We start from the raw sequence: 14,954 nt of genomic DNA, 5'->3' as shown, positions 1-14,954 counted from the left end.
AATGACTATTTATTTTTCAAGTATATACTCTACCAAAGTGTAAAATCCCTCTGCACGCAGAGGGATTTTCATTATAATATAATCGCAATTAATCCACCAGATCCTTCGTTAATAATTCTCTCTAATGTTTCTTTCAATTTATAGCGGGCATTTTCTGGCATTAATGATAATTTTGCTTGAATTCCTTCACGAACAATCGAGCTAAGTGAACGCCCAAAAATATCAGAATTCCATATTGATAGCGGATCATCCTCAAAATCTTGCATTAAATAACGCACAAGTTCTTCACTTTGCTTCTCTGTACCGATAATGGGCTCAAATGTAGATTCAACATCCACTTTAATCATATGAATAGATGGCGCAACAGCCTTTAACTTAACACCAAATCGTGAACCGTGGCGAATGATTTCCGGTTCATCTAAGCTCATATCTGTTAAAGCTGGAGCCGCCACACCATAACCCGTTTGCTTTACCATTCGTAAAGCATCTGACACCTGGTCATATTCTGTTTTGGCATGAGAGAAGTCTAGCATGAGCTTTAATAAATGATCTTTCCCTCTAATTTCTACTCCTACAACTTCCTTTAGAATTTGATCATATAATTCATCTGGTGCATATAAATCAATTTCTGCTACCCCTTGCCCCATATCAATTCCTGCTAAACTTGCTCGATCAATGAATTCGTATTGACTAAACTGCCAAACGACACGATCTACATCACGAAGTCGTTTTATATCTTTTACCGTTTCTTGAACAGCCTCTTGATAACTTTTTCGTAACCAATGCCCCTCATTTAATACCATCACCCAGCTTGGAAGATTAACATTCACCTCTAAGACAGGAAATTCAAATAGTGCTTCACGAAGTACATTATATACATCTGTTTCTCTTAAACTCTCCACACTCATCGCAATAACGGGAATATCATATTCTTCAGATAAGCTTTGTCGTAACTGCTCTGTATCTGGATGATATGGCTGTACTGTATTAATAATCATGATAAATGGTTTTCCAACTTCTTTTAACTCATTTACAACTCGTTCTTCTGCTTCTATATAGTCGCGCCTTGGAATTTCACCAATCGTTCCATCAGTTGTAATGACAACCCCAATAGTAGAATGTTCCTGAATCACTTTACGCGTTCCAATTTCTGCAGCTTCATGAAATGGAATCGGTTCTTCATACCAAGGTGTATGAATCATGCGCGGACCATTCTCATCCTCATAGCCTTTCGCTCCAGGAACTGTATATCCCACACAATCTACTAACCGAACGTTTACCTCAAGACCGTCATCAACTTGTATGGAAACCGCTTGGTTTGGAACAAATTTTGGTTCAGTTGTCATAATGGTACGTCCAGCAGCACTTTGGGGTAATTCATCTTGTGCACGTTGACGATCAGATTCATTTTCAATGTTTGGAATAACAACTAATTCCATAAATTTCTTAATAAACGTTGATTTTCCAGTTCGAACAGCTCCTACCACCCCAAAATAAATATCACCGCCTGTGCGCTCAGCAATGTCTTTAAAAATATCTACCTTTTCCAAGTGATTCCCTCCCTCAAGATTTTTGGGAATAATTCATTTTCCATGAACGAACCATGCATATGCTGTTCTCTATGAATATCTTAGATATTATAGAGATTCGGATAATATATCATATGATTTTGTCCTAATTTCATATGACTATTTAAAAAAAACTTTTTGTTTATATCATAAGTTGGATTACATGAAAAAACCTTTCTTTTAGAACTTATTCGCCAAAAGAAAGGTTCATGACTTATCATTTAAAAAAAATTGGTTCTCCATCTTTTACTGTATAAGGTAGAGAATAAGCAGGTACAAACGGCGAATCCTTAAATAGCATATTTCGAATATCGTCTCCCTCCTTAGCAGTCCCTTTGTTTTTTTGCAGCATTTCATATAAATCCATTCGATAATCGACAAATATTTGTCCTTTTTCATTGATGACAAGCGGTAAACCTTTTCCAGAGTAAGGACTCGTTACCTGTGGTACATCTTTATACCCCATCTTCTTAAAGTCAAGTTCATATACTCCATCAGCAATCACTTTTTTATAAGGAGGATACTGATGTTCATCACGATACATCCGCAATTTTAGCGTAATATCACGAATTTTCTCTGCCATTCTTACATCAATTAATTTTACCATTGGATTTGTTTCAACATCCACCAATACATATTGATATACACCACCGCTTTCATAAGCATTTCCCGGTGCCTCCGGTATATAACGCGGTGCTATTTTTTGAAAATCAATAGGATATTTCTGATATAGTGGTGTATTCATGTCACGCGTCTTAATAGGAAGTAGCCCATTATTTTGTTCCTTATATGTATCAACTGCCTTTTGAACCATTTGTAATTGATCTTCATAAGGAACTTCGTTTCGCTTCATATTTTCTCGCGGGTACATACATCCAACTAACATGCTTGTACAGCAAAATATTAAAATAATATAAATTTTTTTCATGAAACATTCACCCTTTATGCCCTTGCTAACCTTCTTTTCTTCATCGTTATCCTTTCGAAAGTCGCTATATTATTACGTAGGATTGGTGAGCACCTATTAAAAAATAATGTTCTCTTTATTGCTCCACCGGTCCGCTAAACACAACAAGAAAAATAACAATGCCAGATACAATCATAAGTGTATACGCAATACTAGCTGTAACCCCTTTCAAAAATTTATTCTTTATTTTATGCCGACTCAGCAAAATAAAGATAACTGCAATGAACATAAACCCCATTGCCCCCAAAGAAAACCACATTTTCATAAGCCCCTCAGACATATACACACCTCTTTATTCATTAATGGTTTTTATATTATTTTAACAAATTAAAAAATTTAAACAAATATATTTTTTTATTACCAATTGCTCTTCCTAACCTTTTATTTTCATTTCTATAACATGTTTTTCAAAAAATAACACTATAAAACCGAAGTGAACGGATTCACTTCGGTTGACCAAATACGCCCCAAACAGCCCTCTATTCCCATTTTTCAAAACTATTATATGCAATCGATAAACACTGTGTTTCCTATCCTTTATTTTTTAAACATTTTGCTTAGCGAGTTAAAGTCTGTTGGCATATTATTATTAATAATCGCTTTTACAATTTGATCTTCCTGTTCTTTTGGTACTTCGCGCCCTGCTATTGCTCCCACTTGATGAATTAATTGACGCAGCACTTTCTCATCTCGTAAATTGGCATTTTGCACAGATGATGCTAATTTAAAAATATCTTCTTTGTTCACTTTCGCTTCTTTCTCAATGTTATTGAAAATGTTATGATCCATTTTCCTTCACCCTCTCCTCAAGTTACTCTTTATCCTATGCAAAAAAGAAAAAATGGTGAAAGAACCTATAAAAAAAGCGACAAAAGTGTATTTGCACTTTTGTCGCTTTTTTTAAGATAGAGTGACACTTGAACTTGAATCAGTGTCCCCGCTGATTATTAACCTTCACCAATCGGACTGTTCCTCATTCTTGAAGCGAGAGACTTAGCGAGATAAATCAGGTATCGCTTCAACTTCATGCTTACGAACACGGCCCATTAATGAACCAACTGCATCTTTCACGTTTTTCCCATTAAATAATACATCATATAAAGCCGCTGTAATTGGCATTTCAACTTCCATTTTTTCTGCTAATTCATAAGCAGCTTTTGTCGTTCTAACCCCTTCAACGACCATTCCCATACTATCGAGTACTTCCTCTAAAGAATGTCCTTTACCGAGCATATTTCCAGCTCGCCAGTTGCGGCTATGCACACTTGTACAAGTCACAATTAAGTCACCCATTCCTGTTAAGCCTGCAAATGTTAAAGGATTCCCGCCCATCTTTCTTCCTAGACGGGCAATTTCCGTTAATCCGCGTGTCATTAAAGCTGCCTTCGCATTATCACCTAACCCAAGTCCATCTGTAATCCCAGCAGCTAGCGCAATAATATTCTTTAACGCTCCACCAAGTTCTACTCCGATAATATCCGGGTTCGTATATACTCGAAAATAATGGTTCATAAATAAATCTTGTACTTCTTCAGCTGCTTCCATCCGCTTCGCAGCCGAAGTAACTGTTGTCGCTTGGCGAAGAGCAACTTCCTCCGCATGGCTTGGCCCTGATAACACAACAACATCTCGAATAAGATGTTCTGGAATTTCTTCTTCAATCATCTCTGAAATTCGTTTTGATGTTCCAGGTTCAATTCCTTTACTTGCATGAATCCAAGTCATTGGTCCTGAAATCACTTTTTTCATATCTTGCAGTACTTCTCGGTACGCTTTCGTTGGTACAACTAAAAGTACCGTACTTACATCCACTAACGCTTCTTCTAAAGAAGAGTAGGCTACGATTGTGCTTGGCAATGTAATCCCCGGAAGATATCGTTTATTCTCGTGCTTTGTATTTATTTCATCCATAAGCTCAGGACGATTCCCCCAAATTCGTACATCATGACCATTGTCAGCTAATACCATCGCTAACGCTGTCCCCCAGCTACCTGCTCCTATTACTGTGATTTTTGTCATAAAATCACATCCTCTCCATTAGTCTCTTGCTCTAGCAATAATTCGAATTGGCGTTCCTACAAATCCGAACGATTCGCGAAGACGGTTCTTCAAGAAACGCTCATATGAAAAGTGCATTAATTCTGGATCATTTACAAACACAACAAATGTTGGTGGTTTCACCGCTACTTGTGTTGCATAGAAAATTTTCAATCGGCTACCGTTATGTGTTGGCGTTGGGTTCATCGCTACCGCATCCATAATGACATCATTTAATACATTCGTTTGTACACGGATGTTATGGCTCTCGCTCACCTGATTAATAACTGGCAGCAATGTTTGCGTACGCTTTTTCGTTTTTGCAGATAAAAATACAATCGGAGCGTAATCTAAGAATTGGAAATGAGCACGAATATTATCTTCAAACGCCTTCATTGTCTTCTCATCTTTTTTCACTGCATCCCACTTGTTCACAACGATCACAACAGCTCGTCCTGAATCATGCGCATATCCAGCAATCTTTTTATCTTGTTCAATAATTCCTTCTTCGCCGTCTAATACGACTAAGACAACATCAGAGCGTTCAATTGCTCGTAATGCACGAAGTACACTATACTTTTCGGTACTCTCATACACTTTCCCTTTTTTACGCATTCCAGCTGTATCAATAATGACATAATCTTGGCCATCTTTCGTATATGGCGTATCGACAGCATCACGCGTTGTTCCTGCCACATTACTTACAATAACACGTTCTTGACCAAGAAGCGCATTGACAAGTGATGATTTCCCTACATTTGGACGACCAATGAGACAGAAACGGATCGTTTCATCATCATATTCTTCTTCCTCTACTTTAGGAAAATGCTGCGCTACTTCATCAAGTAAATCCCCTAGCCCTAACCCATGTGTACCTGAAATTGGGAACGGCTCTCCAAATCCTAATGCATAAAAGTCATAAATTTCATTGCGCATCTCTGGATTATCTACTTTATTTACCGCAAGTACAACAGGTTTATTAGAGCGGTATAAAATTTTCGCTACTTCCTCATCAGCTGCCGTTACACCGTCGCGGCCATTTGTCATAAAAATGATAACGTCCGCTTCGTCAATCGCTACTTCTGCTTGTTGACGAATTTGTGTCAAAAATGGCTCGTCTCCAATATCAATTCCACCTGTATCAATAATGTTAAATTCATGATTTAACCATTCTCCGGCACTATAAATACGATCTCGTGTTACTCCCGGAATATCTTCAACAATAGAAATTCTTTCTCCAACAATTCTATTAAAAATAGTGGATTTCCCTACGTTCGGGCGTCCCACTATTGCCACTACTGGTTTTGGCATATGCTCTCATCCTTTCAACTTGCTTCTGTTTATTATGTAAAAAACCCTTCTTTGTGCAAGAAGGGATTTGCATTCCAGAATATTTCTCATTATATCAAAACATCTCATATTATATCATACGTTACTAATGTTTCACAATAATATATACATTCTCTTGTAAGCGATGAGCAATTCCATCTAAAATGGCTTCTAAATTGTTTGCAACAAACTCCATTTCTTCTTTCGATTCACAAACAAATAGCGGCGCTCCTCCAGCAAATTTTTCTGGCGTTGTTGTAATAACAGCAAGAATATAACTTTCCAAAATCATCTCACATCTCTCCTTCTTTTTGGAGCTTCAGATGACATATGAACCGCACTTTCTAATGTTGGGACATTCCCTATAACGGCGATGGCTTTTTCCACATCTTGATCTTGGGGAAGCACAAATATCCCTACTCTTCCATCTTCCAAATCACGTTTTGCCAATGGCACTAAAGCAGGCGTTCCGGAATCTCTAAATATACCTAGCGCTACCGAAACGTCATGTAATATCGCTTGCCTTTGTCCAAGATTAGAAATTGTAACTCTTGCATCAATCGATTTTGGCTTTAAAATAAACCCCATTCCATACTTCATAATTTCTTCTTGCCTCGCTGGCAACCCAATATTCATCATATAAATGTTATCGATATACAGTCCCACCCCTTCAAATCGAAGTGGCACATGCTCAATCTCGACAAGATCACGCAACCTTTTGCCTGACATTAATATTTTAGCAATAAAGAAACACACGATACCAGCGATGATGCCAGCTACCCATGAACGAAATCCGATATAAGTGAGGGTTGTTACAAACGATGTTAACATCGCTAAATAATTGCGGCTTTCAAATACTAACGCAATCCCTTCAATATACGTATGCCCGCGCGGTACAAGCTCATATCCATCTAATTGTTGCAATGTATTTCGTTCCATATTTCGCACGTCTCGAAATTGTGATGCCGCTAATGTTAGAAATGTAATTGCTGAAAAATCTTTCTTCAAAATAGATGGAATCGCAATCGCCCCAAGAGCGGCTGCAATTAACCCCATCGCAATGTGAATAATTTTCCCATGCAGACGAGTAGGATATTGCCTCGTATCTGTACGAAGCATAAAGATTCTTGTGATTGTTCCCGCAATAACGCCACACAAAATGGCTGGTGTATATTCAGTCATGTATTATCCTTGCCTTTCTTTTACATGTTTTTTTCTAAATTGCCCAGTAAGGGCAGAGACTTTCGTAATCAAAAATAAAATAGCTACAAATAGCGTAGAAACAGCGATACTATCAAAAAACTGCAAACTGCCAAGTTCATACGGAAAATGCAGCTTACGAAAGATAAACGCTACTAAGATTTCTCCCTGTATCATTCCTATATATAAAGTACAAAGACGTAATAAGCGATCTCGATGCAATAACACAGATGCATATACAAGAGCTGCGCTTAACATCAAGGTTCGGTTGATTATAATCCAAATTGGGTCATACACTTCTAATAAATGAAAACTCGTATATAGCATCGCAACAATAAGAGCTGAAAACAGCGTGTACAACTTTTTCCATACCGAATATATTCCAACGATTCCGAAAGCAATGATGCTAATAAAAAGGGCGTTCATCGAGATTGAGAAAGACGCGATGGAAAATGTAAATTGCGAGCAAATAATTAGGAATAAAATAAAAGCACTCATTTTCCACCTAATGGATTCTTTTTTCATAAAAAACGTAGTAATAATCCAGCCCATCCATGCCAAAAAATAAAAATAACCTCCATCCATATTTTTCCCTCCTATCATTTCCATTATGGGAGCTTTTTATAAAAATTAATCTCTTTCTTCTTTCGGTATAGTTTTTCGTATATCAGCAACACTTTGTAATAAGGAGGTGCAGCAATGGGAAAAGATCGCCAAGAAAAGAAACTAAAACAATCGCGCCGCGTTGAATCCGATCGTGATCAGTCGCTTCAATATCCAGGTGCCACAGGGCTTGATACACCGGAGCAAGCTCGCAAGCAAAATCAGCATTAAAAAAGAACTGAAAAAGCAGCTCATACTAGCTGTTTTTTCAGTTCTTCTTCGTAATAACCCCAAGTTCTAACGCTTTCTTTACTGCTTCTACACGATTAGAAACTTTTATATTCATATATATTAATAATATGTGTTTTTGCTATGGAAATAGAAATACAACGTTCTTTTCCTATTTCCTTATTTGTAAGCCCTCACCAATCGGGCTGTTACGGGCAGCCCTACTCCCACCTATCTTCCTTGCTTCTTTCTGCATCTTGAGGTGGGAGTCTTACTACCCGAAAATAGCGGGATAAAAGATTAAAAAGATTCCCTGTTACCTCTGACTATAATACATCGTATCAATGCCACGCTGCGTTAACCAATGATATGTATCACCTTTCACAACAAGAGGAACTTGCTGGAGTTCTAAAATGTTCTTCGCCCCAAGAGCTGTCATGATAAATCGTAAATCGGTATGTAACAATTCTACTTCTTCGATTAATGTATCCATGCCTTCATTCATCAATATCCGCAAAAAATAGCCCGCAAAAGCCGTTGCCTGTGCTCCTAAAGCAATCGCTTTGGCTACATCAAGTGCCGTTTGGATTCCACCTGATGCAATGAGAGAGAGGGTATTGTTTGTAGAGGATGCTTCTATTATAGAAGAAGCTGTTTGAATGCCCCAATCATTAAAGTAAGAGAGCATACGGTTTCTTCTTTCATTTTCTACAGCAGCAAAGTTTGTACCGCCTTGACCACCAATATCTATCGCTGTTACACCTATGTTAGCTAACTGCTGAACCGTTTCTTTACTCATCCCAAATCCTACTTCCTTCACAATAACAGGAACTTCAGAAGTAAGGACAATGTTTTCAATTCGTTTTAATACACCTTTAAAATCTCGATCTCCTTCTGGCATCGTTAATTCTTGAATCACATTTAAATGAATCTGCAAAGCATTCGCTTCAATCATATCAACAGCACATTTTGCCTGTTCAACTGTTGCTTCGCTTCCTAAGTTTGCAAACACAATACCATTCGGGTTTACTCTTCTTACAATTCGATACGAGTCTACTTCTCTTTTCTCTTTTAACGCTGCCATTTGGGAACCGACGGCCATCGCAAGGTGATGATGTTTTGCTACATAGGCCAGTTGTTCATTAATGTGTAATGTACGCTCTCCTCCACCACCAGTCATCGCATTGATAAAAATCGGCGAACTTAGTGAAAGTTCGCCGATTTTAGTTTCACATGTAACACTTTCAAAACTTGAATTTGGTAAGCTTTTATGGACGAATTCAATATCACAAAAGCCATGTGTACGAGACTGTCCAGTGGAAAGAGCGTATTCAATATGTTCTAATTTACGTTTCTCTCTTGCCACTTATATCCCTCTTTATTTCTTTAATTTTTTCAATTGTTCTCCAATAATATCACTAAATTGGAAAGTTGCAGACTCAGAAGTTGGCTCATATTGACTATAATCTTCTGTGACATTATTTTCTTCAAGAGCTTCTTTTATACTTAAAGAAATACGCTTTTCTGCTGCATTCACTTCAAGCACTTTCACTTTCACTTCTTGCCCAATTTCTAATACTTCATTTGGATTTTTCACGTGACGATTGGCAATTTGTGACACATGCACAAGTCCTTCGACACCTGGTAAAATCTCAACAAAAGCACCAAATGTAACAATGCGGTTCACTGTGCCTTCACGAACATCGCCTACTTTGATTTCATCAGCGACATGTTCCCAAGGCCCTGGTGCTGCTGCTTTAATTGATAGCGAAATACGTTGTGTATCTGCATCAACAGATAATACTTTCACTTTCACCTTTTGTCCTTGTTCTAACACATCAGACGGTTGTCCCACGCGCTCATGAGAAATTTGTGAAATATGAACTAATCCATCTACCCCACCAACATTTACAAAAGCACCAAAGTCTGTTAAGCGTTGCACTGTTCCTTCCACAATCTCGCCTTCTTTTAAAGAGGAAATCGCTTCTTTTTTCTTAGAATCTAACTCTTGTTCTACAACTGCTTTATGAGAAAGAATCACACGATTTTTTTCGCGATCTAATTCTACAATTTTTACAGCTAATGTTTTCCCTTTATATTCAGTAAAATCTTCTACATAATGCACTTCGACAAGTGAAGCTGGAATAAATCCGCGGACACCTAAATCCACAACTAAACCACCATTCACAATATCATTCACTGTAACATCAAACACTTCACCAGAAGTGAATTTCTCTTGTAATTCTACCCATGCTTTTTCTGCATCAACAGCACGTTTTGATAACACAAGATCATCCTCTTCTAATTTAATTACTTTTAATTCAAGAGTTTGGTCCACCTCTACAACATCGCTTGCTTTTTCAATATGAACATTAGCTAATTCACTAATTGGAATTACACCATCTGTTTTGTATCCAACATTTACAAGTACTTGTTTTTCTTCCACTTTTATTACAGAACCTGTAACAATATCACCTACTTGTAGTACTTTTGAATCCACAACTTCTTCATTCATTTTCTCTACCATGGAAATACCTCCCTACAGAATTGACAAAGCTTTTATGTATATACGAAATGAAAACAAATGCTTTCATTTGCATGTTAATAAGAAATTATAACATATATTCCATTACAATACATTTTGTAGAAAGCGGTTTTAACTCTCCCTATAAATAGTATACAGCAAAATCGTTTTGAATAAAGTATGTTTTGAAATATAATAGCGAATATATTCTGACAGTTCCATCCCTCTTTAACTAACTTCTTATAAATTCATATATTTGTCAAGAAAAGTGTCCTCTACCGTATCATTACTTCTATAAAAAAAGAAAGAGGACGATTCCCCTTTCTCTATTTTTGCAATGCTTCAGAGACGATGGCCATAATGTTTCGAACAACTTCTTCAATGGATAAAGAAGTTGTATCTAATTCAAACGCATCTTCAGCTTTTTTCAGCGGAGATACTTCACGTTCTGAGTCTAGCTTATCACGCTGAGCAATTTCTTTTTTCAATTGTTCTAAATTAGAGGAAAAACCTTTCCTCATATTCTCTAAATGTCTGCGTTCCGCTCTTTCTTCAACAGAAGCGAGCATAAAAATTTTCACCTCAGCATTAGGAAGTACATGCGTCCCAATGTCACGTCCATCCATTACAACGCCACCTTGTGCCGCTAACTCCTGTTGACGGCGTACCATCTCTTCTCTAACAAGACGATGCTTTGCCACAATTGATACACGATTTGTTACATCTGGTGTACGAATCACTTCAGATACATCTTGTCCATTTAAAAAGACTTGTTGTGTATCTTTTCCTTGTTGAAATTCAATACGTATACTTTGCAAAACTTCCATTAACTTTTCTTCATTTTCAATATCAATATTTTGCTCAAGAGCAGCATATGTAAGCGTACGATACATTGCACCTGTATCAATATATACATAAGAAAGTTGTTTTGCTACAACTTTTGCAACCGTACTTTTCCCAGCCGCTGCTGGACCATCTATCGCAATTGAAATTCGTTTATCCATTTGTAACACCTCATTTTTCACTTATAAAACAAAATGAAAAGCAGGTATGTCCCCCTGCTTCCCTCTGTCAGTTTTAATCCTTTTCATCCTTCATTATTGTAGCATAATCCTCATAAGAAGAAAATGAAAACTACTTATTCACCTCTAAAATATCTGTCTTCGTTTTAAGCATGACTCCTTCATAATAAACGATTTTCGATAAATATTTAATGGAAGCCCCCTGCATAAGCAGCAGCTGCGTCAGACATATGCAAATAAACTGGACAATCAGTATATGTATGATGAACTTCTCCACTTTTTTCAACAAAATTGCCCCTCTTTATCATTTTATGTTTTCGTGATCCCTTCTCTCTATCTTTACTACATAGAAAGGTATAATCCAATCTTATTTTATTCTCATTTTCCCTCTAAACTTTTATACATTTTCATTGTCGAATTTGCTAAAATCATGATATGTTCTAAATGTATTTTCAACCGAAAGGGGTATAATCATTGAAGAAAATCCTAGTTTTACACACAGGTGGAACAATTGCAATGGAGGAAGATAAAGAAACTGGGGTTGTACAACCAGGAAAACAAAATCCTCTTTTGAAATTTATACCTGATTTAGAAGATGATCTTGATTTAATTGTTGAAGATGTATTCCATCTTCCGTCTCCTCATATGACACCGAGTGAAATGTTGCAATTGCAAGTCATCATTGATGAAAGAGTCAAGCATGAAAATATTCATGGTGTAGTCATTACACATGGTACAGATACCTTAGAAGAAACGGCCTATTTTCTTGATTTAACCGTACAAGCAAATATCCCAATCGTTGTAACAGGCGCAATGCGTTCTAGCAATGAATTAGGTGCTGATGGCCTATATAACTTCTTATCCGCAGTCAAAGTCGCAAGCAGTGACGAAGCAATTGGAAAAGGTGTTTTAGTTGTATTAAATGACGAAATTCACTGTGCTACAAATGTAACGAAAACACATACGAGTAATGTTGCTACATTCCAAAGTCCTCAGTACGGACCAATTGGTATGGTAACAAAACGCGGCGTCGTATTCCATCATGCTTTAGTCCATCACGAGACCTATACGGTTAAACAAATTTCAAAAAATGTTGTTATATTAAAAGCATATGCTGGAATGGATGATACATTATTAGCTGCAATCGAAACTTTACCAGTGGACGGAATCGTCATTGAAGCACTCGGACAAGGTAATTTACCTCCAAGGACGTTGCCTAGCTTACAACGTTTAATTCATAAAGGAATCCCGATTATCCTCGTTTCCCGTTGCTTCAACGGCATCGTTCAAGATGTATATTCTTATGAAGGTGGCGGAAAACAATTAAAAGATATGGGGATTGTATTCACATACGGTTTAAACGCACAAAAAGCTCGTATTAAATTGCTTGTTGCTTTAGAATGTGCTCATTCGCAAGAAAAAATCCAAAAAATATTTATGCATGATTAAAAAATAAGCTGTCGAAATTCGACAGCTTATTTTGATTCTCTTGATACAATTGCTTGTGCAATTGCTCCACCATGAAATCGTCCATTTTCAATAAAAATTTCATTTGCATTATTACCAGCTGCAATCACACCCGCAATAAAGATGTTCTCCACATTTGTTTCCATCGTTTCTTCATTGTAAAGTGGGCGTCCCGTTTCATTATCAATCTCCACTCCCATTTTCGTCAAGAAGCTATGATCTGGATGGTATCCTGTCATTGCGAATACAAAATCATTTTGAATTGTAAAGGATTTCCCATCAATTGTATACGTTAACGTATGCTCCGTAATTCTCTCCACATGAGCATGAAAATGCATTTGAATCGTACCATTGCGTACGAGCGCTTCAAATTCCGGCAAAATCCATGGTTTAATGCTCGGTGAATATTCCCCGCCACGATACAATACTGTTACACGTGCTCCAGCTTTTACAAGTTCTAGCGCAGCGTCTACACTGGAATTCTTTCCACCTATTACAACTACATCTCGATCAAAATAAGGATGTGCCTCTTTAAAATAATGAGATACTTTGTCAAGTTCTTCACCTGGAACGTTCATATAATTTGGATTATCATAATACCCTGTTGCAACAATCACATACTTTGCTTTATATGTTTCTTCATTTCCATCTCGTTTTTTCGTATGAACAACAAAGAACTCTCCATCTTTTTGTACTTGTTCAACACGCTCAAATGCATGTACACGCACACCTTTTCGTTTCACTACTTCACGATAATAGGCAAGCGCTTGATTACGCACTGGTTTCCGATTTTCTGTAATAAAAGCTACATCACCAATTTCTAATTTTTCACTAGATGAAAAGAATGTTTGATGAGTTGGATAATGATAAATTGCATTTACGATATTCCCTTTTTCAATTACTAACGCGTTGATTCCAGCTTCCTGCAAAGAAATTGCCGCTGCCAACCCACAAGGTCCGCCCCCGATGATAATCGCTGCTTCTTTTTGCATACTCGGTTCACTCCTAGTCTTCTACCTCAAACTCTATTTATAAAACAAGAAAAAACCTACTTTCAGCAGTAGGTACCTATCTTTATTGTATTCTTTTTTCATATATTTGTCATCTAAACGAGACATACATTCGATAGACATCTGCTAAAAATTGCTGAAATCGAATCCCTTGTTGTCCTAGTACATTTTCAGGATCAATTTTCCGAGCTGGATCCAGCATCTTATGAGATACAATATCTGTTTTCGGATTCAAGCCAAAATAGTGGCATAAATATGCATGGTACCAAGTAAAACGTGTATACGCATCCCAAAAATTCATATTTCCTCCATAGCAAAGTTCAACTCCGATAGCTGCTTTATTCGCATCATAACCATATCGTTCATTATCTGTCGGAACATTGTATCTTACATGATAAGCGACTTCATCAATTGGGATAATTTCTAATATCGTTTTATCATCTACAAATGTATGCGCCGAAGCTTTCGGCTGTATTTCATGAAAATAATCTCTATTACCTATCGCATTACTACCAGGATTCCCCGTATCATGACTCACAATAAACCTTACCTTTGAAAGACGAATTCCGGGTCTCGAACTTCCATATTCAATATAATTTCGCTCTATTGGGAACGTAGCCATTTTAATCAACTCCGCTCTAAAAAATTACCATTCTTCTATATATGTATTCAAACGCTATGTCCATATGGCATATTTCTTATTTAAAGAGTAAATCAAAAATGTTAGAAGTAAATACCATAAATAATACAATACTTACAGCGATTCCATAAAAACCGTAAAACCAAATACGATCTTCTTTCGTATGTAAACCAAAAAAAGTATGTACTGATTTTAATAAAGATCCACGCTTACTATGTTTATTTCGTAAAACTTCCACTCGCTCCATAACGTCCGCTGGCATCATAAATCTTTGTTCTGCTGTCATCTTCATTTCTCTCATCTCTCCTTATTTTATATCCGCTTTGTTTATCTAAGAGAAGTATAGCACAAACGTTCGC

The 14,954-nt window shown here is 37.0% G+C and carries 17 protein-coding genes and 1 pseudogene; 2 read left to right on the top strand and 16 right to left on the bottom strand.

From position 1 onward, the window contains the following. Positions 1–71: 71 nt before the first annotated feature. The 9 genes and pseudogenes from spoIVA to BCER98_RS06545 all read right to left on the bottom strand — a co-directional run bounded on the left by spoIVA (position 72) and on the right by BCER98_RS06545 (position 7,686). Positions 72–1,550 (bottom strand): stage IV sporulation protein A, encoded by a 1,479-nt coding sequence (gene spoIVA / locus BCER98_RS06585; protein WP_011984306.1) that lies wholly within the window; start codon positions 1,548–1,550, stop codon positions 72–74. A 235-nt stretch (positions 1,551–1,785) separates the two neighbouring features. After that, entirely contained in the window at positions 1,786–2,496 is a 711-nt protein-coding gene (locus BCER98_RS06580; RefSeq protein WP_011984305.1) for a hypothetical protein, read from the bottom strand. Between the two features lie 115 nt (positions 2,497–2,611). Continuing rightward, positions 2,612–2,815 (bottom strand): DUF2768 domain-containing protein, encoded by a 204-nt coding sequence (locus BCER98_RS06575; RefSeq protein WP_011984304.1) that lies wholly within the window; start codon positions 2,813–2,815, stop codon positions 2,612–2,614. A 257-nt stretch (positions 2,816–3,072) separates the two neighbouring features. Continuing rightward, entirely contained in the window at positions 3,073–3,324 is a 252-nt protein-coding gene (locus BCER98_RS06570) for a stage VI sporulation protein F (RefSeq protein WP_011984303.1), read from the bottom strand. Between the two features lie 204 nt (positions 3,325–3,528). Then, positions 3,529–4,554: an NAD(P)H-dependent glycerol-3-phosphate dehydrogenase gene (locus BCER98_RS06565; RefSeq protein ID WP_011984302.1), complete on the bottom strand. Its 1,026-nt coding sequence runs from the start codon at positions 4,552–4,554 to the stop codon at positions 3,529–3,531. An 18-nt stretch (positions 4,555–4,572) separates the two neighbouring features. Further along, positions 4,573–5,883 carry a ribosome biogenesis GTPase Der gene (gene der / locus BCER98_RS06560; protein ID WP_011984301.1) on the bottom strand — a complete coding sequence of 437 codons (1,311 nt, stop codon included), beginning with the start codon at positions 5,881–5,883 and terminating at the stop codon, positions 4,573–4,575. Between the two features lie 124 nt (positions 5,884–6,007). Beyond that, positions 6,008–6,193, bottom strand: coding sequence for a capping complex subunit for YIEGIA (locus BCER98_RS06555; protein WP_011984300.1), 186 nt, complete (start codon positions 6,191–6,193; stop codon positions 6,008–6,010). Next, positions 6,190–7,083, bottom strand: coding sequence for a YIEGIA family protein (locus BCER98_RS06550; RefSeq protein WP_011984299.1), 894 nt, complete (start codon positions 7,081–7,083; stop codon positions 6,190–6,192). The genes BCER98_RS06555 and BCER98_RS06550 overlap by 4 nt, the downstream gene beginning before the upstream one ends. Beyond that, positions 7,076–7,686 (bottom strand): annotated as a pseudogene (locus tag BCER98_RS06545) (YphA family membrane protein). The gene BCER98_RS06550 and the pseudogene BCER98_RS06545 overlap by 8 nt, the downstream one beginning before the upstream one ends. 114 nt (positions 7,687–7,800) lie before the next feature. Here BCER98_RS06545 and BCER98_RS20750 point away from each other — a divergent pair. Further along, positions 7,801–7,935 (top strand): YpzI family protein, encoded by a 135-nt coding sequence (locus BCER98_RS20750; RefSeq protein ID WP_003206535.1) that lies wholly within the window; start codon positions 7,801–7,803, stop codon positions 7,933–7,935. Positions 7,936–8,248: 313 nt separating this feature from the next. On the opposite strand, the gene fni is transcribed toward BCER98_RS20750, so the two are convergent. The 4 genes from fni to BCER98_RS22420 all read right to left on the bottom strand — a co-directional run bounded on the left by fni (position 8,249) and on the right by BCER98_RS22420 (position 11,764). Continuing rightward, complete coding sequence (fni, locus tag BCER98_RS06540) at positions 8,249–9,298, bottom strand: type 2 isopentenyl-diphosphate Delta-isomerase (protein ID WP_011984297.1); 1,050 nt, start codon at positions 9,296–9,298, stop codon at positions 8,249–8,251. Between the two features lie 12 nt (positions 9,299–9,310). Then, complete coding sequence (gene rpsA, locus BCER98_RS06535; RefSeq protein WP_011984296.1) at positions 9,311–10,459, bottom strand: 30S ribosomal protein S1; 1,149 nt, start codon at positions 10,457–10,459, stop codon at positions 9,311–9,313. A 323-nt stretch (positions 10,460–10,782) separates the two neighbouring features. Continuing rightward, positions 10,783–11,460 carry a (d)CMP kinase gene (gene cmk, locus BCER98_RS06530; RefSeq protein ID WP_011984295.1) on the bottom strand — a complete coding sequence of 226 codons (678 nt, stop codon included), beginning with the start codon at positions 11,458–11,460 and terminating at the stop codon, positions 10,783–10,785. Between the two features lie 130 nt (positions 11,461–11,590). Then, positions 11,591–11,764 (bottom strand): DUF5359 family protein, encoded by a 174-nt coding sequence (locus tag BCER98_RS22420; RefSeq protein ID WP_011984294.1) that lies wholly within the window; start codon positions 11,762–11,764, stop codon positions 11,591–11,593. Between the two features lie 188 nt (positions 11,765–11,952). Between BCER98_RS22420 and BCER98_RS06525 the strand changes: the two genes are divergently transcribed. Further along, positions 11,953–12,927 (top strand): asparaginase, encoded by a 975-nt coding sequence (locus tag BCER98_RS06525; protein ID WP_011984293.1) that lies wholly within the window; start codon positions 11,953–11,955, stop codon positions 12,925–12,927. Between the two features lie 26 nt (positions 12,928–12,953). Here BCER98_RS06525 and BCER98_RS06520 read toward each other — a convergent pair whose 3' ends face one another. From BCER98_RS06520 to BCER98_RS06510, 3 genes are all read right to left on the bottom strand, one after another. Next, the gene (locus BCER98_RS06520) at positions 12,954–13,937 is read right to left on the bottom strand and encodes a YpdA family putative bacillithiol disulfide reductase (protein ID WP_011984292.1); all 984 of its coding nucleotides are present in this window, start codon (positions 13,935–13,937) and stop codon (positions 12,954–12,956) included. A 109-nt stretch (positions 13,938–14,046) separates the two neighbouring features. Then, positions 14,047–14,577 carry a peptidoglycan recognition protein family protein gene (locus tag BCER98_RS06515; RefSeq protein ID WP_011984291.1) on the bottom strand — a complete coding sequence of 177 codons (531 nt, stop codon included), beginning with the start codon at positions 14,575–14,577 and terminating at the stop codon, positions 14,047–14,049. 76 nt (positions 14,578–14,653) lie between these two features. Then, positions 14,654–14,887 (bottom strand): DUF3961 domain-containing protein, encoded by a 234-nt coding sequence (locus BCER98_RS06510; protein WP_011984290.1) that lies wholly within the window; start codon positions 14,885–14,887, stop codon positions 14,654–14,656. Between the last annotated feature and the right edge of the window lie 67 nt (positions 14,888–14,954).

It is taken from the genome of Bacillus cytotoxicus NVH 391-98 (genome assembly GCF_000017425.1).
GTDB classification, from domain to species: Bacteria; Bacillota; Bacilli; order Bacillales; family Bacillaceae_G; genus Bacillus_A; species Bacillus_A cytotoxicus.
This window is presented reverse-complemented; position numbering and strand designations above follow the sequence as displayed.